This window comes from Ectopseudomonas composti (assembly GCF_001567565.1).
Classification (GTDB): domain Bacteria; phylum Pseudomonadota; class Gammaproteobacteria; order Pseudomonadales; family Pseudomonadaceae; genus Aquipseudomonas; species Aquipseudomonas composti_A.
Map to the genome: position 1 here is coordinate 1 of NZ_LSSW01000010.1, position 26430 is coordinate 26430.

The following is a 26430-nucleotide window of genomic DNA, read 5'->3' on the forward strand; positions in this document are numbered from 1 at the left end:
ACGCCGATCTAACTATCATTGGGTAACGTTTGGTTAAGGGGCGGGCTTTAGCCCGTCCCAGTGAGCGCAGCGAACGATTTGAACCAGTTGTTATGTTTCGACGCAACTCTCTAAATTATGTCAGCTTCTTTTTGTAGCTTTTTAATATAGTCATTCAAGGATTTATTAAAAACAGGGATAGTGTCGCTTACAAAATCCCAGTTAAAAGTCAATAAGGCGCTGCTCCAGCCTACGCTATAAATAACCCCGTCTTCGCCAGGTTTTTTATTACCATGCGTCATGATAAAACTTTCTTGATCAAAGTGCGCGCCGTGCTTGTTGCGGTAAGCCTTGGCATCTTCTATAAATTTATTGAATTTTACTTTAATTTCACCAGAAAATGCCTCTGAAATTATCTCTTCAAGAATCGGCTCCCAAAATGGTTTCTTGTTGGCGGCAATAACCCCTTCCTTCCCATTGCCGTCGTTAAAAATAGTGCAAAATTTAATAATTATTTCTTCAGTTGTTAGCTCGTCAATGATATGAATATCATGAATGTCAGGGAATAAAGAACCATGTTTTTCTTCGAAGCTATTTAATGCCTCTCCATCAAGTCGTAGACCAGTTTTCAATCTTCTGCGCTCAGCATCATATAACTCGGTAATATGCAGAGGCCTTCCAGTTTTGCAAAAGCGGTGCACTCGTTGCCTAAGCGCCAGAAGATCAATGATTCTATTTATGGCTATTTGCCACAGATATAACCTGCCAAGGGTCTCTTTCACTATTAGCATTGCCTTTATTTAGTGTTGATGACTCAATCAAGCTAAGTGAACATAACTATTAATTAGACGACATAGCTGTCGCGTTTACCCACGACACCTGTCGCATAACCTTCCTTGTCGCCCTGCAAGTCCTTGTTTCGCTTGGCGGTGGTCGTGGCAAACGCGACACCATCCTGGGAGAAACGCGACATTGATAACGGCAAGCCCAATCTGCTGGATCACTGCACCAGCAGAACCAAACCAAAACCTATTCCATCCACTGCCGAGCTGTCCATGCTTCGCGGGCTAAACGCCATCGCGGTCGTTTTCTCATGCCAGAGGCGCCTCTCCAGGCCACCCACAAAATCTGTTAGCAGCGCTGTGGATAACCTTTGCAAAAGCCCTCCGCGCCTAGCATTCAAGCGGGCCGCAGCAGCGCGTTCAGTTTTTGCCCAATGACGCTTTGCTGGCGTTATCGCCACGCGGAATATTGCTTTTAATCAATCACTTGGCTCGGGTTTTCAACAGCAGGGCAGGGCGAGGGTGGGTTGCCGGGTGTCGTGCACAAAATCTGGGGAAAGCGTTGTGGATAAGATGCGGGAAAACTCGTCCAGGCCAGGTGGGGCAAGGGCTGGGTGGGGCTGGTTGTTTTTCGTGCGGTGTCGCGCTGTTGTCATCTTTCGTGGCTATAGTGGCCGGTCGATTTGCAGCCGCTGGAGCCTCTAGATGTCCGACTCGCCTGAACGTCCCGCTGCGGTCAGTTTGCTGCAGGCTTTCTGGTTCTGGTTGAAGCTTGGACTGATCAGTTTCGGCGGGCCGGCCGGGCAGATTTCGATCATGCATCAGGAGTTGGTTGAGAAGCGCCGCTGGTTGTCCGAGCGGCGCTTTCTGCATGCACTGAACTACTGCATGTTGCTGCCAGGGCCAGAGGCGCAGCAGTTGGCGACTTATATCGGCTGGCTGATGCACCGCACCTGGGGTGGGGTGATCGCCGGGGCGTTGTTCGTGCTGCCGTCGCTGCTGATCCTGATCGCGCTGTCCTGGGTCTATCTGGTGTTCGGCGATGTGCCGCTGGTGGCCGGGATCTTCTATGGCATCAAGCCGGCGGTGACGGCCATCGTGCTGCAGGCGGCCTGGCGTATCGGCGGGCGGGTATTGAAGAACGCCTGGCTGTGGGCCATCGCGGCGGCGGCTTTCGTGGCCATCTTCGCGCTGCAGCTGCCGTTCCCGCTGATCGTGCTGGGCGCCGCGCTGGTGGGCTATATCGGCGGACGGCTGGCGCCGCAGCACTTCGCCGTCGGTGGTGGGCATGGCGAGGCGGGCGGGGCGCATGCGCCGGCGTTGATCGATGACGACACGCGCCTGGCGCACACGCATTTTCGCTCCAGCCGACTGGCGCTGATCCTGCTGGCCGGTGTGGTGCTCTGGCTGCTGCCCATGGGCCTGCTGACCCTGGCGTTCGGCTGGCAAGGCACGTTGACGCAGATGGGCTGGTTCTTCACCAAGGCGGCGCTGCTCACCTTCGGCGGCGCTTACGCGGTGCTACCCTATGTGTACCAGGGCGCCATCGAGCATTACGGCTGGCTGTCGCCCCGGCAGATGATCGATGGCCTGGCCCTCGGCGAAACCACACCGGGGCCGTTGATCATGGTGGTGGCGTTTGTCGCCTTCGTTGGCGCCTTTGGCCAGCCGCTGTTCGGGGGCGATTCGGCCTTCGCCAGTGGCGCGCTGGCGGCGGTGCTGGTTACCTGGTTCACCTTCTTGCCGTCATTTCTGTTCATCCTCGCCGGTGGGCCGCTGGTGGAGTCGACTCACGGGCAGTTGAAGTTCACCGCGCCGCTGACCGGGATTACCGCCGCCGTGGTTGGAGTGATCCTCAACCTGGCGCTGTTCTTCGGTTATCACGTGCTCTGGCCGCAGGGCTTCGTCGGGGCGTTCGATTGGGTGTCGGCGTTGATTACCCTCGGCGCGGCGCTGGCTCTGTTCGCCTTCAAGCGCGGGGTGATCGAGACCATCGCTGGTTGCGCTGTAGTCGGGCTGGCGGCACATCTGTTGGTTTGATGGGCATCGCTTGGTGGGTTGCGCGGCGCTTGAGATGGGGCGTGGCTGTGGGAGCGGTGTTCTGCGCCGCTAACCCATCCTACGGGAGCGGCGTTCCTGCAGTCGTAGCCGCGGCTGCTGAATTAAGTCGCCGCTGAAGCGCCTCCCACAGGGCTGATGCCACCGCATCAATACGATTTCTTTACGCCCCGGCGGTGGGGCGCCAATCGAATCTTTACGGCCAGCCTTTCGACAATGCTCGCGAGCGGATTCCCCGCATCGTGGAGCTTTGCACATGAACGCAATCGATGGTGTGTCGCTGATCCTGGTGGTCGGCCTCTTCGCCTACCTGCTGTCGGCGCTGCTGACCGCCGGGCGTGGTTGAGGAGGCGACCATGCACGACTACGACTGGCTGCTGCTGGCGGCCTTTTCCCTGCTGGTGCTGGCACCGGCACCTTTTCTCGGGCGCTATTTCTACCGTGTGATGGAGGGCCAGCGCACCTGGCTCAGTCCGGTGCTGCTGCCGGTGGAGCGCCTGTGCTACCGCGTAGCTGGCGTCGACCCGGAGCAGGAGCAAAGCTGGCGCGGCTACGCCCTGGCGCTGCTCGCCTTCACCCTGGTCTGCCTGCTGGCGCTGATGAGCATTCTGCTGCTGCAGGGCGGCTTGCCACTCAACCCGCAGCAGGTGGCGGGAATTAGCCTGCCGCTGGCGTTCAACACGGCGGTGAGCTTCGTCACCAACACCAACTGGCAGGCCTACAGCGGTGAGGCGCAGCTCAGCTACTTCAGCCAGATGCTCGGCCTTGGCGTGCAGAACTTCGTCAGCCCGGCGGTGGGCCTGGCGGTGCTGGTGGTGCTGTGCCGGGGTTTGGCGCGGCAGTCCAGCGACCGTCTGGGCAACTTCTGGGTCGATATCACCCGCGCCGTGCTCTACGGTCTGTTGCCGCTGTGCCTGGTGCTGGCCGTGCTGCTGGTGTGGCAGGGCGTACCGCAGAACTTCAGCGATTACGTCTCGGCCACCACCCTGCAGGGCAGCGAGCAGACCCTGCCGATGGGGCCGGCAGCCAGCCAGATCGCCATCAAGCAACTGGGCACCAATGGCGGCGGCTTCTTCGGCGTCAACTCGGCGCACCCGTTCGAGAACCCTACGGCGCTGAGCAACCTGCTGGAGCTGGCGTCGATCCTGCTGATCCCGGCGGCGCTGGTGTTCACCTTCGGCCATTACGTGCGTGACCTGCGTCAGAGCCGGGCGATCCTCGCCAGCATGCTGCTGTTGTTCGTCGTCGGTCTGGGTGTGTGTGTCTGGGCGGAGTTGCAGCCGAACCCGGCGCTGGCAGGGCTGCCCATCGAGCAGGTCGGCTCGCTGGAGGGCAAGGAGGCGCGCTTCGGCAGCTTCGCCTCGGCGCTCTGGGCGACCACCACCACGGCGGCGTCCAACGGCTCGGTCAACGCCATGCACGATAGCTTCAGCGCCCTCGGCGGGTTGGTGCCGCTGGTCAACATGCTGCTCGGCGAGATCGTCTTCGGCGGCGTTGGCGCGGGCCTCTACGGCATGCTGCTGTTCGTGCTGATCGCGGTGTTCCTCGCCGGCCTGATGATCGGCCGCACCCCGGCCTACCTGGGCAAGAAGCTGGAAGCACGCGAGGTGCGCCTGATGGTCGCCACGCTGCTGGTGATGCCGCTCGGCGTGCTGGTGTTCGGCGCCCTGGCGGTGAGTTTCGCCGGGCCGGCGGCCTCCATCGGCAACCCCGGCCCGCATGGCTTCAGCCAGGCGCTGTATGCCTACGGTTCGGCCACCGGCAACAACGGCTCGGCCTTCGCCGGCTTCAGCGCCGACACGCCTTACCACGACCTGATGCTCGGCCTGGCCATGCTGCTCGGGCGCTTCGGCTACATCCTGCCGGTGCTGGCGATTGCCGGCAGCCTGGCGGCCAAGCGCGCCGCGCCGCAGGGGCAGAACAGCTTCCCCACCCATGGGCCGCTGTTCGTCGTGCTGCTGACTCTGACCATCCTCCTGGTGGGTGGCCTGACCTTCATGCCGGCGCTGGCCCTGGGCCCGCTGGCCGAACACCTGGCGTTCTGAAGGAGAAACCGTGATGAATGCCCCCGTAACGGCGCAACGCAGCGCCAAATCGTCCAGCAGCCAGCCGCAGACCGGCCTCGGCGCGCTGTGGCGCCCGGCCCTCAAGCAGGCCTTCGTCAAGCTCGACCCGCGCCAGTTGGTGCGCTCGCCGGTGATGCTGGTGGTGGAGCTGACGGCGCTGGTTACCAGCGTGCTGTGCTTCGTCCCCAACCCAGCGGTGAGCACCGCTCTGGGTGTGCAGATCGCCCTGTGGTTGTGGTTCACCGTGCTCTTCGCCAACTTCGCCGAGGCCTTGGCCGAGGGCCGTGGCAAGGCGCGCGCCGACAGCCTCAAGTCCGGCAGTCAGGGCTTGATGGCCAGCAAGCAGGTCGGCGCGCAGTTCCAGTCCGTCCCTGCCAGCAGCCTGCGCAAGGGCGATGTGGTGCGGGTCGAGGCCGGTGAGCTGATCCCCGGCGACGGCGAAGTGATCGAAGGCGTCGCAGCAGTCAACGAGGCGGCGATTACCGGCGAGTCCGCGCCGGTGATCCGCGAGTCTGGCGGCGACCGCTCGGCAGTCACCGGCAACACTCGCCTAGTCTCGGATTGGCTGCTGGTGCGCATCAGCGCCAACCCCGGCGAATCCACCCTCGACCGCATGATTGCTCTGGTCGAAGGCGCACGCCGGCAGAAGACGCCCAACGAGGTGGCGCTGGATATCCTGCTGATCGGTCTGACCCTGATCTTCCTGCTGGTGGTGGCCACGCTGCAGCCGTTTGCCCGCTTTGCCGGTGGCGACCTGCCGCTGATCTACCTGGCGGCGCTGCTGGTGACGCTGATTCCCACCACTATCGGCGGCCTGCTCTCGGCCATCGGCATTGCCGGCATGGATCGCCTGGTGCGCCTCAACGTCATCGCCAAGTCTGGCCGCGCGGTGGAAGCTGCCGGTGACGTGCACACCCTGCTGCTGGACAAGACCGGCACCATCACCTTCGGCAACCGTCGCTGCAGCGCCATGGTCAAGGCGCCGGGCGTGGCCACCCCGGAGCTGGCCGAGGCGGCGCTGCTGGCCTCGCAGGGCGACGACACGCCGGAGGGCAAGTCCATCATCGAATACCTGGCCTCGTTGCACCCGATGGCGGTGCCCGAGCGCAGCGGCATGACCCTGATCGCCTTCAGTGCCGAGACGCGCCTGTCCGGCGCCGACGTGAATGGCGTGGCCTACCGCAAGGGCGCGGTGGACGCCGTGCTGGCCTACCTCGGCCTGGGCCGTAGCGACCTGTCGGCGCCGCTGGCGCGCGAGGTGGAGAAGATTGCCCAGAGCGGCGGCACACCGTTGCTGGTGGCCGGCAATGGGCGCCTGCTCGGCGCCATCCACCTCAAGGACGTGGTCAAGCCGGGCATCCGCGAGCGCTTCGCCGAGCTGCGCGCCATGGGCATCCGCACCGTCATGGTGACCGGCGACAACCCGCTGACTGCCGCCGCCATCGCCGCCGAGGCGGGAGTCGACGACGTGATCGCCGAGGCCACGCCGGAGAAGAAGCTCGCGCGCATTCGCGCCGAGCAGGCCGAAGGCAAGTTGGTGGCGATGTGCGGCGACGGCGCCAACGACGCCCCGGCGCTGGCCCAGGCCGACGTCGGCCTGGCCATGAACGACGGCACCCAGGCCGCGCGCGAGGCCGCCAATCTGGTCGACCTGGACAGCGACCCGACCAAGTTGATCGACGTGGTGCAGGTGGGCAAGGAGCTGCTGGTGACGCGCGGCGCGCTGACCACCTTCTCGGTGGCCAATGACGTGGCCAAGTACTTCGCCATCCTCCCGGCGCTGTTCGCCGGCATCTACCCGCAGCTCGGCACGCTCAACCTGATGCAGTTGCACAGCCCGCAGAGCGCGATCCTCTCGGCCATCGTGTTCAACGCGCTGATCATCGTCGCGTTGATCCCGCTGGCGCTGCGCGGCGTGCGCATCCAGGCGCTGGATGCCGGCCAGTTGCTGCGGCGCAACCTGCTGATCTACGGCCTTGGCGGGCTGGTCGCGCCCTTTGTCGGCATCAAGCTGCTCGACCTGCTGCAGGTAGGGTTGGGCTGGGTGTAGGCGCGTTGTTTGAACGTTCTTGTAGGAGCGGATTCATCCGCGAAATAGCCAGGCACGGCGCCAAGACGAATGACACAAGCCAAGCGACGTAGCCCGGATGCAATCCGGGGCAATCTGAACAGGAGACTCATCATGCTCGACTCTATTCGCCCCGCCATCACCACGCTGGCTTTCATGACCCTGCTGGTCGGGGTCGCCTATCCCTTGACCGTCACTGGCGTGGCGCACCTGGCGTTTCCCGACCAGGCCGCCGGCAGCCTGGTGCGTGACGACGCCGGCCAGGTGCGCGGCAGCCGTCTGATCGCCCAGGCCTTCGATGGTGATCAGTGGTTCCAGCCACGCCCCTCGGCTGGCGACTACGCCACCGTGGCCAGCGCTGCCAGCAACCTGGCGCCGAGCAACCCGAAGCTGCGCGAGCGTATCGAGCAGGCCAGCGCCAAGCTGAACGGCCAGGCGCCGGTGCCCATGCAACTGGTGACCACCTCGGGCAGCGGCCTCGACCCGCAGCTCTCGCCCGAGGCCGCCGCCTGGCAGGTGCCGCGCATCGCCCAGGCCCGTGGCCTACCGCAAGCCGAGCTGCTGCGCCTGGTCGAGGCGCACACCGAGCGCCCGCTGTTCGGCCCGGCGGTGGTCAATGTGCTGGCTCTGAACCTGGCACTGATCGACAATCCCTCCACTTCTTCCCAGTGACGAGTGCTCGATGAACGACAGCCTGCGCGCCGAGGCGCTGCTCGCCGACCTGCCCCGTGAAGGCCGGGGCCGGCTCAAGGTGTTTCTCGGTGCCGCGCCTGGCGTCGGCAAGACCTACGCCATGCTCCAGGCCGCCCATGCGCAACTGCGCCAGGGCGTGGCGTTGCGCGCCGGGGTGGTGGAAAGCCACGGCCGCAGCGAGACCGAGGCGCTGCTGCTGGGGCTGCCGCAGCAGCCAGCGCTGCGTCTGCCGTATCGCGGCCTGGAACTGAGCGAGATGGATCTCGACGGCCTGCTCGCGGCCCCGCCCAAGCTGGCGCTGGTCGACGAACTGGCGCACAGCAACGCCCCCGGCAGCCGCCACGCCAAGCGCTGGCAGGATGTGCAGGAGTTGCTCGCCGCCGGCATCGACGTCTACACCACGGTCAACGTGCAGCATCTGGAAAGCCTCAACGACCGCGTGCGTGACATCACTGGCGTGCAGGTGCGCGAAACGGTGCCCGACTGGGTGCTGCAGGAAGCCGACGAAATCCAGCTGGTCGATCTGCCGCCGCGCGAGCTGCTCGAACGCCTGCGCGACGGCAAGGTGTACATGCCCGAGCAGGCGCGCGCGGCCATCGATGCCTTCTTTTCGCCGACCAACCTCACCGCGCTGCGTGAGCTGGCCATGCAGACCGCTGCCGCACGGGTCGACGCCGACCTCGATCAACGCTATCGCCAGCTCGGTCAGGCTGCGCCCAGCGTGCTCGGGCGCCTGCTGGTGGGGGTTGATGGCGATGGCGAGGCCGAGCGTCTGGTGCGCCACGCTTGCGCGGTAGCCGAGCGGCGCCATTTGCCCTGGTCGGTGGTGCATGTGGACAGCCGCGCAGCCATGGACGAGGCGCAGCGTGGCCGCCTGCAAGCGGCGTTGCGTCTGGCCGAGCGCCTCGGTGGTGAAGTGGTGACGCTGCATGGCGACTCGGTGGCACGCACGCTGCTCGATCACGCCCGCGAGCGCCGCGCCAGCCTGATCCTGATCGGCAGCAGTGCGCGCCGTTTGCGTCGGCGCTGGTTCGGTCGCGGTCTCGGCGAACGCCTGCTGGCCGCCGGCGCCGGGCTGGAGGTCAGCGTGCTGGACGCAGCTGGTGCGCAGATTCCGGCTGGCCGGCGCACGCGCATCGCCCCGCGCTGGCGTGACTACCTGCTGGCTACCCTGGCCGCCGCCTGCGCCACGCTGATCTCCCTTGGCCTGGCGCGGGTGCTGGAGCTGCCGAACATCTCCCTGGTGTTCCTCGCCGCCGTACTGCTGGTGGCAGTGCGCAGCAGCCTGGGCCCGGCGCTGGCCTGTTCGGGGTTGTCATTCCTGGCCTACAACTTCCTGTTCATTCCGCCGACCCTGACCCTGCGCATCCAGCGTCAGGAGGACGTGCTGACCTTGCTGTTTTTCCTGCTCATGGCCGGTCTGACCGGCAACCTGGCCAGCCGCCAGCGCCGCCAGGTGCAGGCGCTGCGCCAGGCGCAGGGCGAGACCACGGCGCTGCTGGAGCTGTCGCGCAAGCTCACCGTCGCCGCCGACCGCCAGGCCGTGCTGGCAGTGGCCGAGCAGCAACTGGGCGGCTGGGCCGAGATGCAATTGACCCTGTTGTCGCGCAGCACTGATGGGCAGTGGCGCCACGAGGGCGGCCAGCAGGCCGAACTGGCCGATACCGAGCGCGCCGCCGCCGACTGGGCCTGGCAGCACGAACAGCCCGCCGGCCTTGGTACCGACACCCTGCCCAGCAGCCGCTGGTGGTGGTGGCCGCTGTGTGGTGAGGAGGGGCCGCTGCTACTGATCGGCTTGCAGCATGTCGATGGTGCGCCGCTGGCTGATACGCACCGGCGCCTGGTCGCTGCCCTGGGCCAGCCGCTGGCGCAGGCCCTGGCCCGTGCGCAACTGGCCGAGGAACTGGAGGCCGCGCGCCTGCACGGGCAGACCGAAGAACTGCGCAGTGCGCTGCTGGCCTCGGTGTCGCACGACCTGCGCACGCCGCTGACCGCCATGCGTGGCTCCATCGACAGCCTGCTGGCGCTGGGCGAGGCGATCCCCCTGGCGGATCGCCGGGAGCTGCTGGAAGGCACCCGCGATGAAGCCGAGCGCCTCGACCGCTATATCCAGAACCTGCTCGACATGACCCGCCTCGGCCACGGCGGGCTCAAGCTGGCGCGCGACTGGGTGGCGCCCAGCGATATCGTCGCCAGCGCCCTGCAACGCCTGCGCGCGGTACTCGCGCCGCTGCAGGTGGAATGCCTGTTGCCGGCTCAGCCACCGCTGCTGCACGTGCATGCGGCGCTGATCGAGCAGGCGCTGGTCAACGTGCTGGAGAATGCCGCGCGCTTCTCGCCGCCGGCTGGGCGCTTGCGCGTGGCGCTGGAATACGACGCGCAGGAGCTGCGCTTTATCGTCGCCGACCAGGGCCCTGGCATTCCCGAGGCGGAACGGGCGAAGATCTTCGACATGTTCTACACCGCAGCGCGGGGGGATCGCGGCGGCCAGGGCACCGGCCTGGGCCTGGCGATCTGCCAGGGCATGGTTGGCGCTCATGGTGGTCGCGTCACGGTCGGCGAAGGCCTCGATGGCCGTGGCGCCAGCCTGACACTGCACCTGCCGCTGACCACGCAACCGCAAGCCGAGGACGACTGATGAGCCAGGGGCCGAGCATTCTGCTGATCGACGACGAAGCGCAGATTCGCAAGTTCCTGCGCATCGCCCTCAGTGCCCAGGGCTACCGGGTGCTGGAGGCGGCCAACGGCGAAGACGGCCTGGCCCAGGCGGCGCTGCATAACCCAGAGGTGGTGGTGCTCGACCTCGGCCTGCCCGATCTCGATGGCCAGCAGGTGCTGCGCGGCCTGCGCGAGTGGAGCCAGGTGCCGGTGCTGGTGCTTTCGGTGCGCGCCAGCGAGGGCGAGAAGGTGCTGGCGCTCGATGGCGGTGCCAACGACTACGTGACCAAGCCGTTCGGTATCCAGGAATTTCTCGCCCGGGTGCGCGTGCTGCTGCGCCTGGGCCAGGGCCGCGAAGCTCTGCCGGCGAGCATCGCCTGTGGCGCGCTGAACATCGATCTGGCCTATCGCCGGGTCAGCCTCGACGGCGCCGAAATCGCCCTGACGCCCAAGGAATATGCCGTGCTGGCGCTGCTCGCCCAGCATCTCGGGCGGGTAGTGACCCAGCAGCAACTGCTGCGCGATATCTGGGGGCCCAGCCATGTTGGCGACAGCCACTACCTGCGCGTGGTGGTCGGCCACCTGCGGCAGAAGCTCGGCGATGACCCGGCTGCGCCGTGCTACCTGATCACAGAGGCGGGTGTTGGCTATCGCCTGCGTGCGGAATCCAATTAGTTATTTAGGTTATAAATAAATCGTTATTTATTCTTTTTGTTTCGTTTCGTTCCTGAGCATAGTGAGTCCCACGCCAGTCACTGCCAAGGAGCACGATCATGACCATCCGCCTGGGCGATATCGCCCCCGATTTCGAGCAGGATTCCAGCGAAGGCCGCATTCGTTTCCACGAATGGCTGGGTGACAGCTGGGGCATCCTCTTCTCCCACCCGGCCGACTTCACGCCGGTGTGCACCACCGAACTGGGTTTCACCGCCAAGCTCAAGGATGAATTCGCCAAGCGCGGCGTCAAGGCCATCGCTCTGTCCGTCGACCCGGTGGATTCGCACCTCAAGTGGATCGACGACATCAACGAGACGCAGAACACCGCGGTCAACTTCCCGATCATCGCCGACGCCGACCGCAAGGTCTCCGATCTTTATGACCTGATCCACCCGAACGCCAACGACACCCTGACCGTGCGTTCGCTGTTCGTCATCGACCCGCACAAGAAGGTGCGCCTGACCATCACCTATCCGGCCAGTACCGGGCGCAACTTCAACGAAATCCTGCGCGTGGTCGATTCGCTGCAACTGACCGACAACTACAAGGTGGCCACGCCGGCCAACTGGCAGGACGGTGACGAAGTGGTGATCGTGCCGTCGCTCAAGGACGAAGCCGAGCTCAAGCAGCGCTTCCCCAAAGGCTACCGCGCAGTGAAGCCCTACCTGCGCCTGACCCCACAGCCGAACAAATAAGGAACCAGCATGCACGTCGTGTTGCTCTCCGGCAGCCCTGCAGCGCGTTCGCGCACTGAGCTGCTGCTGGATCATGTACGCCAGCGCCTGGAGGCGCAGCAGGTGGAAGTGAGCCTGCTCAAGGTGCGCGACTTCCCGGCCGAGGATCTGCTGCATGCGCGTTTCGACAGTCCGGCGGTGCAGCAGCTACAGGCCGTGGTGGCCAGTGCCGATGGCCTGGTGATCGGCACGCCGGTGTACAAGGCGTCGTTCACCGGTGCGCTGAAGGTGCTGCTGGATCTGCTGCCCGAGCGCGCCCTGGCGCACAAGGTGGTGCTGCCCTTGGCCAGTGGCGGCAGCCCGGCGCATCTGCTGGCTGTGGACTACGCGCTCAAGCCGGTACTGGCCGCGCTGAAGGCGCAGGAAATACTCAGTGGCGTGTTCGCCGTGGACAAGCAGATCGGCTATCCGCAAGGGGACAGGCCTGCGCAGATCGACGACGAATTGCGCGAACGCCTCGACGAGGCACTGGAACACCTGGGCGCAGCCCTGGCGCGACGGCCACAGCCGATCGATCCAAACCTGCTCAACGACCGGCTGGTAAACGCCCGCTGGAGTATCTGAAGCATCCGTAATACCCCGCCTTACTCGCCCGCCAACGGGCAAGCAGGCCCACACTCAATCTGCAAAGGAGGTCGCCATGGGCGCCAACACTTTGCGTCGGAGTCTGGTCGCCCTGTTTGCCGCGACCCTTTCCTTCGGCGCCATCCACGTACAAGCCGAGACCTTGCGTATCGGTTATCAGAAATACGGCCCGTTGGTGCTGCTCAAGTCCAGCGGCGCACTGGAGAAGCGCCTCGCCGCTCAGGGCGTGAGCGTGCAATGGACGGAGTTCCCGGCCGGCCCGCAACTGCTCGAAGGCCTCAATGTCGGTTCCATCGACTTCGGCACCACGGGTGAAACCCCACCGGTATTCGCCCAGGCCGCAGGTGCTGATCTGCTCTACGTGGCGTTCGAGCCAGCGGCGCCGCTGGGTGAGGCGATCCTGCTGCCCAAGGGCTCGCCGATCCAGTCGGTGGCCGAGCTCAAAGGCAAGAAGGTTGCCCTGAACAAGGGTTCCAACGTGCATTACCTGCTGGTGCGTGCCCTGCACGATGCCGGCCTCAGGTACAGCGACATCACCCCGGTGTACCTGCCGCCGGCCGATGCCCGCGCCGCGTTCGAGCGGGGCAGCGTCGATGCCTGGGTGATCTGGGATCCCTTCCTGGCCGCCGCCGAGCAGCAGTTGCAGGCGCGCATCCTGCGCGATGGCCGTGGCCTGGTGAGCAACCACCAGTTCTACCTGGCGGCGCGACCCTTTGCCGAGAAGCACCCGCAAGTGGTGGCCGCCCTGGTCGAGGAAATCCGCAACACCGGCGAGTGGACGCGAACGCACCTCGACGAAACCACTGCGCTGGTCGCACCGCTACTGGGGCTGCCCCCCGCTATCACCCGTGCGGCGGTCGAGCGGCAGCGCTACGGCGCGCAACTGATCACCCCGCAGGTGGTGGCCGAGCAGCAGCAGATCGCCGACACCTTCAGCGAGCTGAAGCTGATCCCCAGGCGCCTGAACATTGCCGAGGTGGTCTGGCAGCCGCCGGCCAAGGTCGCCCAGGCCCAGTAATCCCTAGCCCGGACGCAATCCGGGGCAGCAGCACGGTTATTTCCCGGATTGCATCCGGGCTACGTCAACGCTTTCGCAAAAGGAAATCACTCCGTGAGCCTCAATATTTTCTGGTTCCTGCCTACCCATGGCGATGGCAAGTACCTGGGCACCACCGAAGGTGCTCGCGCCGTCGACCACGGTTATCTCACGCAAATCGCCCAGGCTGCCGACCGCCTCGGCTTCGGCGGTGTGCTGATTCCGACAGGACGTTCCTGCGAGGATTCCTGGCTGGTGGCGGCCTCCCTGATTCCGGTCACGCAGCACCTGAAGTTCCTCGTCGCCCTGCGCCCAGGGATCATTTCGCCGACCGTGGCCGCGCGCCAGGCGGCGACTCTGGATCGCCTGTCGAACGGTCGCACGCTGTTCAATCTGGTGACCGGTGGCGACCCGGATGAGCTGACGGGTGACGGCCTGCATCTGTCGCATGCCGAGCGCTACGAGGCCTCGGTGGAGTTCACCCGCATCTGGCGTCGCGTGCTGGAGGGTGAAACCGTCGACTACGCCGGTAAGCACATCCAGGTGAAGGGCGCCAAGCTGCTCTATCCGCCGATCCAGCAGCCGCGTCCGCCGCTGTACTTCGGCGGCTCATCCGAGGCGGCGCAGGATCTGGCCGCCGAGCAGGTCGAGCTGTACCTGACCTGGGGTGAGCCACCGGCAGCGGTGGCCGAGAAGATCGCCCAGGTGCGCGCAAAGGCGGCCAGGCAGGGCCGCGAGGTGCGCTTCGGCATTCGCCTGCATGTGATCGTGCGCGAGACCAATGACGAGGCCTGGGCGGCGGCGGATCGCCTGATCAGCCATCTGGATCAGGCCACCATCGACCGCGCCCAGGCGTCGCTGGCGCGTTTCGACTCGGTTGGCCAGCAGCGCATGGCTGCCCTGCACGGCGGCAAGAAAGACAAGCTGGAAGTGTCGCCGAATCTCTGGGCTGGGGTCGGCCTGGTACGTGGCGGTGCCGGCACCGCGCTGGTCGGCGATGGCCCGACCGTGGCGGTGCGGGTCAAGGAATACGCCGACCTCGGCATCGACACTTTCATCTTCTCCGGCTACCCGCATCTGGAGGAGTCGTACCGGGTCGCCGAACTGCTGTTCCCGCATCTGCATGTTGCTGCGCCTGCGCACCCGCAGAGTCGCGGCTATGTCAGCCCGTTCGGCGAAATGATCTCCAGCGACATTCTGCCGAAGGCGGTTGCGGCAAGTTGAGGTTGGTGCAGGCAAAGGTTTTCCCGGACTGCATCAGGGCTATGGGGTGAAAAACGCCCTCTCCCCAACCCTCTCCCATGAATGGGAGAGGGGGCTGATCGGCGCCGCTGGTTTGCCCGGTGGCACGGTTCGGCTCCCCTCTCCCGCTTGCGGGAGAGGGGCTGGGGGAGAGGGTTGATGTAGCCCGGATGCAATCCGGGGAATACAGACACTACACAAGGTCTTCGAGGCAAAAAATGAGCAACACGACCCTTCACAAACTGGCCCTGCGCGCCGCACCATGGGCCTTGCCGCTGGGGCTGCTCGCCGCCTGGCAACTGGCGGTGGCCACTGGCCTGCTGTCCAGTCGCATCCTGCCGGCACCCGGCGCCGTGCTCGCCGCCGGCTGGCAATTGCTGGCCTCCGGCGAAATCTGGCAGCACCTGGCGATCAGCGGCCAGCGCGCCGCCATCGGCTTTGTCATCGGTGGCAGCATCGGCCTGCTGCTGGGCTTGATCACCGGCCTGTCGAAATGGGGCGAGCGCCTGCTCGACAGCTCGGTGCAGATGATCCGCAACGTGCCGCATCTGGCGCTGATCCCGCTGGTGATCCTCTGGTTCGGCATCGACGAGGCGGCCAAGGTATTCCTGGTCGCGCTCGGCACGCTGTTCCCCATCTACCTCAACACCTACCACGGCATCCGCAACGTCGACCCGGCGCTGGTGGAGATGGCGCGCAGTTATGGCCTGTCCGGCTTCGCGCTGTTCCGCCAGGTGATCCTGCCCGGCGCGCTGCCCTCGATTCTGGTGGGCGTGCGCTTTGCCCTCGGCTTCATGTGGCTGACGCTGATCGTCGCCGAAACCATTTCGGCCAGCGCCGGTATCGGTTACCTGGCGATGAACGCCCGCGAGTTCCTGCAGACCGATGTGGTGCTGCTGGCGATCCTGCTCTATGCGCTGCTCGGCAAGCTGGCCGACCTTGCTGCTCGGGGGCTCGAACGCGCCTGGTTGCGTTGGCATCCGGCCTATCAGGCCAAGGCAGGTGGGCAATGAGCGTGCTGCACAGCATTCGCCAGGGCATCCCCTTGGCCATCGAGAAAATCGAGAAGTCCTTCGGCGAGCGTCAGGTGCTCAAGGGCATCGACCTGCACATCCCCGCCGGGCAGTTCGTCGCCGTGGTCGGTCGCAGCGGCTGCGGCAAGAGCACGCTGCTGCGCCTGCTGGCCGGCCTGGATCAGCCCAGCGGCGGCCAGTTGTTGGCCGGCAGCGGCTCGCTCAACGAGGTGCGCGAGGACATTCGCCTGATGTTTCAGGATTCGCGCCTGCTGCCCTGGAAGCGGGTGATCGACAACGTCGGCCTGGGCCTTTCCGGCAACTGGCGCAGGCAGGCGGAAGAGGCCCTGGCGGCGGTTGGCCTGGCCGATCGCGCCTATGAATGGCCGGCGGCACTGTCCGGCGGGCAGAAACAGCGCGTGGCCCTGGCCCGAGCGCTGATCCACCGCCCGCGCCTGCTGCTGCTCGACGAGCCGCTGGGCGCGCTGGATGCACTGACCCGTATCGAGATGCAGCGCCTGATCGAACGGCTGTGGCAGCAGCATGGTTTCACCGTGCTGCTGGTCACTCACGACGTCGCCGAAGCGGTGGCCGTGGCGGATCGGGTGATCCTCATCGAGGACGGCCAGATCGGCCTCGATCTCGATGTGCAACTGCTGCGCCCGCGTCCGCATGGCTCGCCGCTTTTGGCGGCACTGCAAGCGCGCGTGCTCGACCGGGTGCTGGCGCAGCCGGATTTGCCCGCCGCGCCCGAACCCTTATCACCGCTGCCCACGCAACTGCGTTGGGCACTGTGACGCCGTAGCCCGGATGCAATCCGGGAGCGGCTCGAGAATTCCCCGGATTGCATCCGGGCTACATCAGTCGACTATCAGGAGAGACACCATGACCATCAAAGCCATAAACGTGCGTAACCAGTTCAAGGGCAGCATCAAGGAAATCGTTATCGGCGACGTGTTGTCGGAAATCGACGTGCAGACCGCCGCCGGCATCGTCACCTCGGTGATCACCACCCGTTCCGTGCGCGAGCTGGAACTGCAGGTGGGCAGCGAGGTGATCGCCTTCGTCAAATCCACCGAGGTGTCCATCGCCAAGCTGTAAGGATATTTTCATGTTTTTCAGCCAATTTTCGTCGATTTCGGCATGAAGCTGGCGAAATAAGCCACTTGCGATCTTGTAGGAGCGGCTTTAGCCGCGAGCTCTTTGCGCCCCAATAAAGCTCGGGGCTGAAGCCCCTCCTACATGCTCACCGAAGGCTTTTGCCTTGTAGTTTTCAGGCACATAAAGATCGCGAACAGGTTCTAAGAGTGGTTGCCTGAGCCGCCTTCGGATACGAGGGCTGCACGGCGTTTACGCAGGGAATGAGGTGCTGGTTATAAGAAACAAATAAAAAGATATTTTTCAGCTATATGATTTTTCTGCAGAATCGCGCCATCAAATAGCCTGCCTGCAGGTTTCTCATTCGATAAGGACGCCTTAGATGCTGAAGAAGATCGTTCTGGCCACCGTGGCCAGTGCCACCCTGCTGACTGGCTCGCTGAGCCATGCTGCGGCCGACACGCCGTTCCACAACGCTTCCTATGACATCGCCCGCGAGCTGTTCGGCGAGATCAACCCGCTGTTCGTCGAGCACTGGAAGCAGCAGAGCGGCAAGGAAGTGAAGATCATCCAGTCCTTCGCCGGCACCTCGCGCCAGGCGCAGGACATCATCCAGGGCAAGAAGGTCGACGTGGTCACCTTCAACCAGGTGACCGACGTGGACATCCTGGCCAAGCGCGGCCTGCTGCGCAAAGACTGGGCCGAGCAGTTCCCCAACAACAGCTCGCCGTACTACAGCACCACGGCCTTCCTGGTGCGTGAAGGCAACCCGAAGAACATCAAGAGCTGGGACGACCTGATTCGCGATGATGTGAAGCTGGTATTCCCCAACCCGAAAACCTCCGGCAACGCCCGTTACAGCTACCTGGGTGCCTGGCTGTTCGCCAACGAGAAATTCAACGGCGACCAGGAGAAGGTCAAGGCCTTCGTCGGCAAGCTGCTGAAGAACGTCGAGAACTTCCCCACCGGTGGCCGTGGCGCCACCGTGGCCTTCGCTCAGAACGGCCAGGGCGATGTGCTGCTGACCTTCGAATCGGAGGTGATCAACATCGCCAAGGGCGACGAGTTCAAGTCCGCCAACCTGCAGATCGTGGTGCCGGAAGTCAGCGTGCTGGCCGAGTTCCCGGTGGCCATCGTCGACAAGGTGGCCGACGAGCGCGGCACCCGCGAGCAGGCCAAGGCCTTCCTCGACTTCCAGTACAGCAAGGACATCCAGCAACTGCTGACCCGCTACAACTACCGTGTGCACAACCCGGAAGTGGTCGAGGCGACCAAGGCCCAGTTCGCTCCGGTGCGCCTGATCAACCCGACCGAGGTGCTGGGTAGCTGGGACGAGATCACCGCCAAGCATTTCGACAACGGTGGTATTCTTGACCAACTCTTGGCAGAGGGCCGCTGATACTCGTCCTCGATAGCCGATTTTCAGGTTAGTTGGCCGCCTTATTGGCGGCCAACTGCATTTGTAGAGCCGAGCTTTTTCGTGAGTAAACCGACGCTGTTCTTCTTGCAGACCCCGCTGCTGCCTGGCTTCGGCCTGAGCTTCGGCGTCAGCGTGCTGTACCTGTCCCTGGTGATCCTGCTGCCGCTGTCGGCGCTGTTGCTGTACGTCAGCGACATGACCTGGGCACAGTACTGGTTCGCCATCAGCGATCCGCGCGTGGTACAGACCTACAAGGTGACGATCTCGGCGGCGTTCTACTCGACCCTGGCGGTGCTGGTGCTGGGCCTGCTGCTGGCCTGGATCATCACCCGCTACGACTTCCCCGGCCGGCGCATCGTCGATGCCCTGGTCGACCTGCCGTTCGCCCTGCCGACTTCGGTAGCCGGCCTGACCCTCGCCGCGCTGCTGGTGCCCAATGGCTGGATCGGTCAGTGGCTGGGCTTCAAGGTGGCCTACGCCTATGCCGGTATCGTGGTGGCGATGGTGTTCACCAGCATTCCCTTCGTGGTGCGTACCGTGCAGCCGGTGCTGCAGGATCTCGGCTCGGAATACGAGGAGGCCGCGCGCACCCTGGGCGCCAGTCGGGTGCAGACCTTTCGCAAGGTGATCCTGCCGACCCTGGCGCCGGCACTGGTCACCGGCGGTTCGCAGGCTTTCATCCGCAGCCTCGGTGAATTCGGCGCGGTGATCATGATCGCCGGCAACATCCCCTACAAGACGGAGGTCAGCTCGCTGATGATTTTCGTCCGTCTGCAGGAATTCAATTACCCGGCGGCGGCAGCCATCGCTTCGGTGATCCTGCTCGCGTCGCTGACGCTTCTGTTCCTCCTGCAGGTCGTGCAGGGGCGTCTGTTCGCATGGCAACGGCAAGGTCGATGAAAAAGCCCCAGGATTGGCGCCAGTGGGCGCTGGTAGTACTCGGACTGATGGTGGTGGCGCTGATTCTGCTGGTGCCGCTGGCGCTGATCTTCACCAAGGCCCTGGCCGGCGGGCTCGAGCTGCTGTGGAGCAACCTCGGCGAGGACTACATGCTCCACGCCATCGGCCTGACCCTGCTGGTGGCCGCGATCACGGTGCCGTTGAACCTGTGCTTCGGTATCTGCCTGGCCTGGTGCGTGACCCACTACGATTTTCGCGGGCGCAAGCTGCTGACCACGCTGATCGACATTCCCTATGCGGTGTCGCCGGTGGTCGCCGGCCTCTGCTACCTGGTGGTGTACGGCCTGGAAAGCTTCATCGGCCGCTGGTTCTACGATAACGGCATGCAACTGATGTTCGCCTGGCCGGGCATCGTCATGGTCACGGTGTTCGTCACTGCGCCCTACGTGGCGCGCATCCTGATTCCGGTGATGCAGACCCAGGGTCAGGACGAGGAAACCGCTGCCATGTGCCTGGGCGCCAGCGGCTGGCAGATCTTCCGCCGCATCAGTCTGCCGAAGATCAAATGGGCATTGCTCTACGGCGTGGTGGTGACCAACGCCCGCGCGGTGGGCGAGTTCGGCGCGGTGTCGGTGGTGTCCGGCACCATCATCAACCAGACCCTGACCCTGCCGCTTCTGGTCGACCAGCTCAACAACGACTACAAGCCCGCCGCAGCCTTCACCGCTGCCGGCCTGCTGGCCTGCATGGCGCTGCTCACGCTGTTCCTCAAGACCTTCATGGAGTGGCGTCAGCGCCGCCTGATGCAGCGCGCCGAGGCCTGATCGGTGTGGCATAGGCGGTCGACACTCCGCTATAGCCTTGATGACCTATCGCGGCTGAAGCCGCTCCTACGGAGCGTGGTGCTGGCGTAGGAGCGGCTTCAGCCGCGATGTTCTTCCGACGCCGCTATCTGCACCTGATTGCGCCCGCCATGCTTGGCGGCGTATAGCGCCTTGTCCGCGCGCTCACGCAGCTGCTCGGCGTCGCTGTTGACGTCGGTGCCGGCTATGCCGGCGCTGAGCGTGGAGGAAAATTCTTTGCCATCGGCAATAAAGCGCAGCTCGGCGAAACGCTGGCGAATCTCGTCGACGATCAGCAGTGCCTGCTCTGGCGTGCAGTCCGGCAATACGGCGAGAAATTCCTCCCCGCCGTAACGGCCAAGGCTGTCGATACGACGCAGGCGCTGGCGCAGCAGGTTGGCCAGGGCACGGATGACGTTGTCGCCTGCAGCGTGGCCGTGTTCGTCGTTGACCTGCTTGAAGTGGTCGATATCCAGCATCACCACGCTGGCGCGGGCGCCGCTGCGCAGGGCGCGCTCCAGTTCGGTGACCACCTGTTCCTTGATGTCGGCGTGCTTGAGCAGGCCAGTGAGGCTGTCACGCGCCAGGGCGTTGGACAGCAGGCGGGCACGTTGCGCGCGGGAGAACACGGTGGCCACCAGCGCGTTGTCGGAGATCGGCTTGGTGACGAAGTCGTCGCCGGCCTTGATCAGCGCATTCATCTGCTTGCCGATATCGGTTTCCGCCGACAGGTAGATGATCGGGATGCGCAGCCAGTCGTCATTGCAGCGAATGATCTGCGCCAGCTCGGGGCCGGTGCAGTCCGGCATGTTGACGTCGAGCAGTACCACCTCAGGGTTGAAGTCGCGCAGGTGGGCGAAGATCTGCGCCGGTTCGCTGAGTATTTCCACCAGCATGCCGGCATCGCGCAGCACCAGGCTGTAGCGGCTGGCCAGGTCCTGGTCGTCGTCGGCGATGAGGACCCGATAGGGCTCACCGCTTTGCTGCGCGAAGCAGCGCTCGAGACGACTTTCCAGCTGGGGAATGTCCACCGGTTTGCTGAACAGGCCCATGGCTCCGGCGCGCACGGCGTGCAGTTGGGTGGTGAAATCGTCTTGCTGATCGGTAAGCACCAGCAGCGGCAGCGGTTCGTCCAGGCGGTCGCGCAACTGGTGCGCGTAATCCAGGCCGTCACTGGCTGCGCCGGGCAGTTTCGCGTCGATGATCAGTGCATCGGGCAACTGCTGCTGCAGCGCAGCGTCCAGTCCATCGATAGAGTTGAAGTGTTCGGCGCGGTAGCCGAAGTTGTTCAGCGTCTGGCGCATGTTTTCGCCAACCGCCGTTTCGCCTTCGAGGATGTAGATGGTGCGGCTGCCGTCTTCCTGGCGCGGCGCCTTGCGCGCGTTGTCCGCCGCCTCGCTGGTGGTGCCGGTGCTGATCGGTTGTTCGCCGAATGCCTGCAGGGCAGCGACGAATTCATTCAGGTTCTGCTGCTGGCGTAGCAGGCGTTCCATCCAGCGCTCGGCATGCTGCTCCAGCTCGCGCGCCTGCTGGCCAAGCGGGCTGAAGCCGAAGGTGCCGGCGCTGCCAGCCAGACGGTGCAGTTGATGACGCAGATTCTGCAACAGGCGTTTGCGCTCAGCGTCATCGGCTTCCAGCAGTCGTCCGGCCAGTTGCGCCAGTTGCGGCAGCTCCTGGCTCAGGCGCTCGCTGAATTGCTGGCCAAGCTGTTGCAGGTGTTGCTGCAGCGCCTGGGGCACGCCATTGCCTTCAGGTTTATCCATAACGCTGGTTCCAGATCTGTCGCACCTGGGCAGCAAGCTGCATGGGGTCGAACGGTTTGATGATCACGCCATGGGCCCCAAGGCTGTGGTAGTGGGCGACTTCGTCGGGCTGCACCTTGGCCGTCATGAACGCCACCGGAATGCGCGTGGTGTCGACCAACTGGCCCAGCAGCTCCAGGGTCTTGGGCCCATCCATGCCGGGCATCATGACGTCGAGCAGGATGAAGTCGGGGGCGAAGCCCTGCACCTGGTCGAGGGCGTCCTGGCCGCTGGCGCAGCTGAGCACCTGAAAGCCGCCGACGGCCTCCAGGGCGACCTTGGCCACGGCCTGGATCGAAGGATCGTCCTCGACGTGCAGGATGCGCTTGAGTTCAGGCATGACGGTCTCCCCGGCCGTTGGCTGCTATGTGCAGTGTGGTACAGCTTTGTAGCCTTGGGCAGGGCTCATGTCTCGTTATCCTCGACGCGCGGCAGTTCGAACCAGAAGGTCGCGCCCTGTCCGGGCATCGAGTCGAAGCCGATACGACCGTGCATGCGCTCGATGATTTCCTTGCAGATCGCCAAACCGAGGCCGGTGCCGCCTTTCTGCCGGGTGTCACCGGAGTCGGCCTGGGAGAACTTGGCGAAGATGCGTGAATGGAACGTCGCGGGTATCCCCGGACCCTGATCGCGCACGCTGACGCGCAGCATGTCGCCCGCTGGTTCCAGGCTGACCTGGACCACGGCCCCCGGTGGTGAGAACTTGGCGGCATTGGACAGCAGGTTGGCCAGCACCTGAGCCAGGCGCTGTGCATCGACGCGCACCTCGGCGTCCTGCTCTGCATGCAGTTCGAGGCGTACCTGATGCTGGTCGGCGTAAGGCTGATTGTGCAGCAGTGCCAGTTCCAGCAGCGGTTTGAGTGGCCTGAGCTGGAGGTCGAAGTGCATCTTGCCGGCGACCAGCTTTTCCATGTCCAGCAGGTCGTTGATCAGCTCGCTGAGACGCTGGCTGTTGGCTTCGGCGATGCTCAGCATGTGCGCCATGGCCTGTGGTACGGCGCCGAGCGCGCCGCCGTTGATCAGGCCCAGCGAGCCGGCGATGGCGGTCAGCGGCGTGCGCAGTTCGTGGCTGACGGTGGAGACGAACTCGTTCTTCATCTGCTCGATGCGCTTGCGTTCGGCGATGTCGCGGATCACCGCGATGAAGCGCACCTGGCCCTGGTGGCTGATCCGAGAGATCGCCAGCTCCATGGGAAACGTCTCGCCATCCTGGCGTAGGCCGTCCATTTCACGAATCTGATCGCTGGCGTGCCCCTGCCGTAACGTGCCGGTGGCCATGCCCGGAATCAACGTGGCGATGCTCTGGCCGGCGACTTCGGCCTGGCTGTAGGCAAAGATGCGTTCGGCCGCGTGGTTGAAGGTTTCGATATGGCCCTGGTCGTCGAGGGTGACGATGGCATCGAGGACGTTGTCGAGCAGGGTGCGCAGGTAATGTTCGCGTTCGCGAATCGCGCGTTCGGCGGCAACCCGGTCGCTGAAGTCCTGGATCTGCGCGACCAGGTGCACCGGCTGGCCCTGGGCGTTGCGCACCAGCGCGCTGCTGAGCAGGGCCCAGAGCACCTGGCCCTGTTTGTCCAGATAGCGCTTTTCCATCTGATAGGCGTTGATCCGCCCGGCCAGCAGGTCCTCGACGTTATGCAGGTCGGCGTCGAGATCGTCCGGGTGGGTGATGCTCTGGAAGTCGAGGGCGAGCATTTCTTCGCGGCTGTAGCCGAGCATGCGGCATAGCTCGTCGTTGACCTCCAGCCAGCGTCCGTCGATGGCCACCAGTGCCATGCCCTGTGGCGCGGTGGCGAACGCGCTGCTGAACAGCTGCTGGCTCAGACGCAGGTCATCTTCCATGACCTTGCGTTCGCTGATGTCCCAGATGAAACCATCGAGCCAGACCAGCTGACCCTTGGCGTCATATTCGCCACGGCCTTTCTCGCGCACCCATACGCTGTGCCCGTCGGCGTGACGCAGGCGGTAGGTCAGCTCGATGACTTCCTGGCGGGCGATGCTGTCGTTGGCGCGGTAGGTGAGCGGCAGGTCGTCGGGGTGAATGATGCTGGAAAAGCTGCGTACGCGATTGTCGATGAAGTCGCTGGCCGGGTAACCGGCCAGGCTGAAAATTTCGTCGCTGATGTAGCGCATGCTCCAGTTTTTGTCGTTGCTGCAGCGATAGACCACGCCGGGCAGGTTGGCGACCAGGCCGCGAAAGCGCGTCTCGCTCTGCTGCAGGGCACGGGTGGCCTGTTGCAGGGCACTGATGTCGCTGGCGATGCAGAGAAAGCCGGTGATCTGCCCGCTGGCATCGAAAATGGCGTTGGTGGTGAGGTTGACCAGGCTTTGACTGCCGTCCTTGTGCAGATATGTCCACTGGCGGGTTTCCGGCTCGCCTCCCCTGACGTTGTGATTGAAAACCTCGATGCCTTCCACCGGCCTGCCGGCGCTCTGGCTGAGTTCGCGGGCGCGTGCCTCGAGCTCGCTGGGCAGGTGGAAGCAGGTCGGTGTCTGCCGGCCCACGACTTCCTCGCTGAGATAGCCGAGCAGGCGCTCGGCGCCGGAGTTGAAGAGGGTGATCAGGCCGTCCTGATCGGTGGCGATGATCGACACGCCGGTGGCCGAGTCGAGCACGGTCTGCAGGAAGGCGCGTGCCTCGATCACCGCGTCCTCGCGCTCGCGCGCCTCGCTGATGTCGGTATGGGTGCCATACATCAGCAGCGGCCGGCCGTGCTCGTCGCGCCTGGACAGGCGGCCTCGCACCTGTATCCACAGCCAGCGCCCGTCACGGTGCTGCATGCGGACCTGCCGGTCGTAGAACGCCACTTCGCCGGCGAAATGCCGATGCAGCAAGTGTTCGCTGGTGGCGAGGTCATCGGGGTGACAGAAGCGCTTCCAGGTCTCCACGCTCGTCGGTTGCAGTTCTTCGAGCCGATAGCCGAGCATCTGCGCCCAGCGCTCGTTGAAGACCGTGGCAGCGCTTTGCACGTTCCACTCCCAGGTGCCGACGTCGGTGCCTTCGATGATGCTGGCCAGGCGCTCCAGTAACGTCTGGCGCGACTGCTCCTGCTGTTCGCGCTCCAGTATCGCGCCGACCCAGCGGGCGAACAGGCGGAGGAACTCGCGCTCGTTTTCATCGAACTGGCTGTTGCGTGGCTGCCGGTCACAGAAGGCCAGGGTGCCGATGCGTCGCCCACCTACCCAGATGGCGCTGCCGATATAGCTTTCCAGGGCGAAGCGTTCGTAGCAGGGGTGTTCACGGTAGGTCGAGGTGCCCATGCGCTCTATGCTCAGCACATCTTCCTGGGCAAAGGCCAGGCTGCAGTAGGTCTCGCCCAGATCGAACAGCTGATCGTCCTGCAGTTCGCCGTTGGGGGACAGCTGCACCAGTACGCGGTAGCTGTCGCCATCGATCATGCCGATCAGGCCAAGGGGAACACCGAAATAGTTCGCGCCCATGCGCAGGGCTTCGCGCAGCTGCTCGCGGCTGTTCAGGCTCGACAGGGCGGCGATCTCATTGAGCGCATGCAAGGCGCTTTGCTGGCGCTGCATCAGGTGCTGGGTGCTGCGGCGAGTCGCGCGCAGCAGGATCATCAGCAAGGCTTCGGCACCGCACCAGGCCATCAGCCACTTGATCACCAGCCAGCGTTTGTCCCGCTCGTGCACGGCATACAGCTCGCTGATGTCGCGCCAGGTCAGCAGCATGGCCGCCGCTGGCGCATCTGGTCGTGGCGAAGTCGCCATCGACAGCTGGCTGAGCAGATAGTGGTGTGCGCCATCTTCCAGCAGACGCGCGCCGTTGCCAGCACCGGGGGCAGGCAGCAGGCCCGCGTGCAGCCAGGTCTGCGCCTGTGGGCGTGACTGCTGGATCAGCCGCCAGACCGGCAGCTCGGCGTTCTCCGCGCTGGGCTCGGGCGCCGCATTGAGTAGCAGGGCGATGCCGGCGCCGAGGTCCTGGTCCAGTTGCGGCAGGTCGTCGAGCAGGTCTATCGCCACGCTGATGGTACCGACCTGGCGTTGGCCATCCTCGGTATCGACCAGCAAGGGGGCTGCAGCGCGAATGCCGATGCTGTCTTGCGTGAGGGCCAGCTCCGCACGGCTGCCGCCATTGCGCAGGGTGCCCAGCAGCAATGGACGCATGGTCTCTTGCGAGTCACCAAAGTGTTCGGGGTCATGGACCCGTAGCAGGATGCGTGCGTCGCCCTGCAGGTGAACGTAGAGGCGAAATGGGTGGTGCTCCTGCATGTTGCGCCAACGGGGTGCCAGGCGGGTGTAGAGCTGGTGGCGAATGCTGCTCAGGTCGTGCCGAGCAGCGTCTGGCAGGGCTGCGGCCTGGCGCGCCAGCTCGGTCACCCAGGCGTCGGCGGCGATGGCCTCGGCCAGCAGCTGCGCGCGTTCGCGCAGGCCGTGCTGAAAACTTTGCAGGGCCAGGCGCTGCGCCTCGGCCTGCTTGTTCATCTGCAGTTGCCACAGGGTTTCACGTTCATGCAATGCCTGGCGCCCGAGGACGGCGAAGAACAGCGCCAGGCAAAGGCTGCCGCCGATCACGATCCAGCGAGTGGAGATCGGTCTCGGGCCGGCGGTCATCGTGCGCGTGCTCGAGCGTGCCCTTCGGCGCCCTGCGGCAGTTCACCTGGGTCACCGCTGGTGTCGATTGCCTCGACGAGGCTTCGGCCAGCGGAGCAAAGGCCGATCACGATCTGTTTGCGCCGGAGGGTGACCTTGGGATCGTCTTCGGTAATCGGCACGCGCATG

22 protein-coding genes are annotated in these 26430 nt (G+C 64.6%); 17 read left to right on the forward strand and 5 right to left on the reverse strand.

From position 1 onward, the window contains the following. Positions 1 to 110 precede the first annotated feature (110 nt). Entirely contained in the window at positions 111 to 761 is a 651-nt protein-coding gene (locus PCLY_RS01920; protein WP_197432126.1) for a hypothetical protein, read from the reverse strand. Positions 762 to 1466: 705 nt separating this feature from the next. Between PCLY_RS01920 and chrA the strand changes: the two genes are divergently transcribed. The 17 genes from chrA (at position 1467) to cysW (ending at position 19873) form a co-directional block, all read left to right on the forward strand. Beyond that, entirely contained in the window at positions 1467 to 2801 is a 1335-nt protein-coding gene (gene chrA, locus PCLY_RS01925) for a chromate efflux transporter (RefSeq protein ID WP_061237565.1), read from the forward strand. A 274-nt stretch (positions 2802 to 3075) separates the two neighbouring features. Next, the gene (locus PCLY_RS01930; protein WP_021490657.1) at positions 3076 to 3165 is read left to right on the forward strand and encodes a hypothetical protein; all 90 of its coding nucleotides are present in this window, start codon (positions 3076 to 3078) and stop codon (positions 3163 to 3165) included. 10 nt (positions 3166 to 3175) lie between these two features. Next, positions 3176 to 4864 (forward strand): potassium-transporting ATPase subunit KdpA, encoded by a 1689-nt coding sequence (kdpA, locus tag PCLY_RS01935; RefSeq protein WP_061237566.1) that lies wholly within the window; start codon positions 3176 to 3178, stop codon positions 4862 to 4864. A gap of 13 nt (positions 4865 to 4877) precedes the next feature. Continuing rightward, positions 4878 to 6935, forward strand: coding sequence for a potassium-transporting ATPase subunit KdpB (kdpB, locus tag PCLY_RS01940; RefSeq protein ID WP_061237567.1), 2058 nt, complete (start codon positions 4878 to 4880; stop codon positions 6933 to 6935). A 132-nt stretch (positions 6936 to 7067) separates the two neighbouring features. Then, a complete protein-coding gene (kdpC, locus tag PCLY_RS01945) occupies positions 7068 to 7625 on the forward strand; it encodes a potassium-transporting ATPase subunit KdpC (RefSeq protein WP_061237568.1) in 558 nt (185 codons plus the stop codon). Positions 7626 to 7635: 10 nt separating this feature from the next. Beyond that, positions 7636 to 10284, forward strand: coding sequence for a sensor histidine kinase (locus PCLY_RS01950; protein ID WP_061237569.1), 2649 nt, complete (start codon positions 7636 to 7638; stop codon positions 10282 to 10284). Next, entirely contained in the window at positions 10284 to 10979 is a 696-nt protein-coding gene (locus PCLY_RS01955; protein ID WP_061237570.1) for a response regulator, read from the forward strand. The genes PCLY_RS01950 and PCLY_RS01955 overlap by 1 nt, the downstream gene beginning before the upstream one ends. 98 nt (positions 10980 to 11077) lie before the next feature. Further along, positions 11078 to 11716, forward strand: coding sequence for a peroxiredoxin (locus tag PCLY_RS01960; RefSeq protein WP_061237571.1), 639 nt, complete (start codon positions 11078 to 11080; stop codon positions 11714 to 11716). 9 nt (positions 11717 to 11725) lie between these two features. Beyond that, positions 11726 to 12319, forward strand: a complete 594-nt coding sequence (gene ssuE / locus PCLY_RS01965; RefSeq protein WP_061237572.1) for an NADPH-dependent FMN reductase — start codon at positions 11726 to 11728, stop codon at positions 12317 to 12319. Between the two features lie 76 nt (positions 12320 to 12395). Then, positions 12396 to 13358: a sulfonate ABC transporter substrate-binding protein gene (locus PCLY_RS01970; RefSeq protein WP_061237573.1), complete on the forward strand. Its 963-nt coding sequence runs from the start codon at positions 12396 to 12398 to the stop codon at positions 13356 to 13358. Between the two features lie 93 nt (positions 13359 to 13451). After that, a complete protein-coding gene (gene ssuD, locus PCLY_RS01975) occupies positions 13452 to 14600 on the forward strand; it encodes an FMNH2-dependent alkanesulfonate monooxygenase (RefSeq protein WP_061237574.1) in 1149 nt (382 codons plus the stop codon). 236 nt (positions 14601 to 14836) lie between these two features. Continuing rightward, entirely contained in the window at positions 14837 to 15631 is a 795-nt protein-coding gene (ssuC, locus tag PCLY_RS01980) for an aliphatic sulfonate ABC transporter permease SsuC (RefSeq protein WP_061237575.1), read from the forward strand. Next, a complete protein-coding gene (gene ssuB, locus PCLY_RS01985) occupies positions 15628 to 16428 on the forward strand; it encodes an aliphatic sulfonates ABC transporter ATP-binding protein (RefSeq protein WP_061237576.1) in 801 nt (266 codons plus the stop codon). The genes ssuC and ssuB overlap by 4 nt, the downstream gene beginning before the upstream one ends. 88 nt (positions 16429 to 16516) lie before the next feature. Next, on the forward strand, positions 16517 to 16732 hold the full coding sequence (locus PCLY_RS01990; RefSeq protein WP_003242436.1) for a TOBE domain-containing protein: 216 nt from the start codon (positions 16517 to 16519) through the stop codon (positions 16730 to 16732). A 379-nt stretch (positions 16733 to 17111) separates the two neighbouring features. Then, positions 17112 to 18128 carry a thiosulfate ABC transporter substrate-binding protein CysP gene (cysP, locus tag PCLY_RS01995; protein ID WP_061237577.1) on the forward strand — a complete coding sequence of 339 codons (1017 nt, stop codon included), beginning with the start codon at positions 17112 to 17114 and terminating at the stop codon, positions 18126 to 18128. 81 nt (positions 18129 to 18209) lie between these two features. Then, positions 18210 to 19049, forward strand: a complete 840-nt coding sequence (cysT, locus tag PCLY_RS02000) for a sulfate ABC transporter permease subunit CysT (RefSeq protein ID WP_061237578.1) — start codon at positions 18210 to 18212, stop codon at positions 19047 to 19049. Next, positions 19046 to 19873, forward strand: coding sequence for a sulfate ABC transporter permease subunit CysW (gene cysW / locus PCLY_RS02005; RefSeq protein WP_061237579.1), 828 nt, complete (start codon positions 19046 to 19048; stop codon positions 19871 to 19873). Before cysT ends, cysW begins: the two co-directional genes overlap by 4 nt. A 98-nt stretch (positions 19874 to 19971) precedes the next feature. Here cysW and PCLY_RS02010 read toward each other — a convergent pair whose 3' ends face one another. The 4 genes from PCLY_RS02010 to PCLY_RS24730 form a co-directional block, all read right to left on the reverse strand. Continuing rightward, the gene (locus PCLY_RS02010; RefSeq protein WP_061237580.1) at positions 19972 to 21654 is read right to left on the reverse strand and encodes a diguanylate cyclase; all 1683 of its coding nucleotides are present in this window, start codon (positions 21652 to 21654) and stop codon (positions 19972 to 19974) included. Continuing rightward, a complete protein-coding gene (locus tag PCLY_RS02015) occupies positions 21647 to 22033 on the reverse strand; it encodes a response regulator (RefSeq protein WP_061237581.1) in 387 nt (128 codons plus the stop codon). Before PCLY_RS02015 ends, PCLY_RS02010 begins: the two co-directional genes overlap by 8 nt. A gap of 65 nt (positions 22034 to 22098) precedes the next feature. After that, positions 22099 to 26262, reverse strand: a complete 4164-nt coding sequence (locus PCLY_RS02020) for a PAS domain S-box protein (protein ID WP_061237582.1) — start codon at positions 26260 to 26262, stop codon at positions 22099 to 22101. Continuing rightward, positions 26259 to 26429, reverse strand: coding sequence for a hypothetical protein (locus PCLY_RS24730; protein WP_156458547.1), 171 nt, complete (start codon positions 26427 to 26429; stop codon positions 26259 to 26261). Before PCLY_RS24730 ends, PCLY_RS02020 begins: the two co-directional genes overlap by 4 nt. Between the last annotated feature and the right edge of the window lies 1 nt (position 26430).

Bases quoted from the DNA above. Each gene is read 5' to 3' on its own strand.
- PCLY_RS24730 (WP_156458547.1), bottom strand. From the start codon at position 26,429: ATGCGCGTGCCGATTACCGAAGACGATCCCAAGGTCACCCTCCGGCGC.
- cysP (WP_061237577.1), top strand. From the start codon at position 17,112: ATGCTGAAGAAGATCGTTCTGGCCACCGTGGCCAGTGCCACCCTGCTG.
- PCLY_RS01990 (WP_003242436.1), top strand. From the start codon at position 16,517: ATGACCATCAAAGCCATAAACGTGCGTAACCAGTTCAAGGGCAGCATC.
- kdpA (WP_061237566.1), top strand. From the start codon at position 3,176: ATGCACGACTACGACTGGCTGCTGCTGGCGGCCTTTTCCCTGCTGGTG.
- PCLY_RS01960 (WP_061237571.1), top strand. From the start codon at position 11,078: ATGACCATCCGCCTGGGCGATATCGCCCCCGATTTCGAGCAGGATTCC.
- cysW (WP_061237579.1), top strand. From the start codon at position 19,046: ATGAAAAAGCCCCAGGATTGGCGCCAGTGGGCGCTGGTAGTACTCGGA.
- PCLY_RS01930 (WP_021490657.1), top strand. From the start codon at position 3,076: ATGAACGCAATCGATGGTGTGTCGCTGATCCTGGTGGTCGGCCTCTTC.
- PCLY_RS02020 (WP_061237582.1), bottom strand. From the start codon at position 26,262: ATGACCGCCGGCCCGAGACCGATCTCCACTCGCTGGATCGTGATCGGC.
- ssuE (WP_061237572.1), top strand. From the start codon at position 11,726: ATGCACGTCGTGTTGCTCTCCGGCAGCCCTGCAGCGCGTTCGCGCACT.
- chrA (WP_061237565.1), top strand. From the start codon at position 1,467: ATGTCCGACTCGCCTGAACGTCCCGCTGCGGTCAGTTTGCTGCAGGCT.
- ssuB (WP_061237576.1), top strand. From the start codon at position 15,628: ATGAGCGTGCTGCACAGCATTCGCCAGGGCATCCCCTTGGCCATCGAG.
- PCLY_RS01950 (WP_061237569.1), top strand. From the start codon at position 7,636: ATGAACGACAGCCTGCGCGCCGAGGCGCTGCTCGCCGACCTGCCCCGT.
- kdpC (WP_061237568.1), top strand. From the start codon at position 7,068: ATGCTCGACTCTATTCGCCCCGCCATCACCACGCTGGCTTTCATGACC.
- PCLY_RS01955 (WP_061237570.1), top strand. From the start codon at position 10,284: ATGAGCCAGGGGCCGAGCATTCTGCTGATCGACGACGAAGCGCAGATT.
- ssuC (WP_061237575.1), top strand. From the start codon at position 14,837: ATGAGCAACACGACCCTTCACAAACTGGCCCTGCGCGCCGCACCATGG.
- PCLY_RS01970 (WP_061237573.1), top strand. From the start codon at position 12,396: ATGGGCGCCAACACTTTGCGTCGGAGTCTGGTCGCCCTGTTTGCCGCG.
- PCLY_RS02015 (WP_061237581.1), bottom strand. From the start codon at position 22,033: ATGCCTGAACTCAAGCGCATCCTGCACGTCGAGGACGATCCTTCGATC.
- PCLY_RS02010 (WP_061237580.1), bottom strand. From the start codon at position 21,654: ATGGATAAACCTGAAGGCAATGGCGTGCCCCAGGCGCTGCAGCAACAC.
- kdpB (WP_061237567.1), top strand. From the start codon at position 4,878: ATGAATGCCCCCGTAACGGCGCAACGCAGCGCCAAATCGTCCAGCAGC.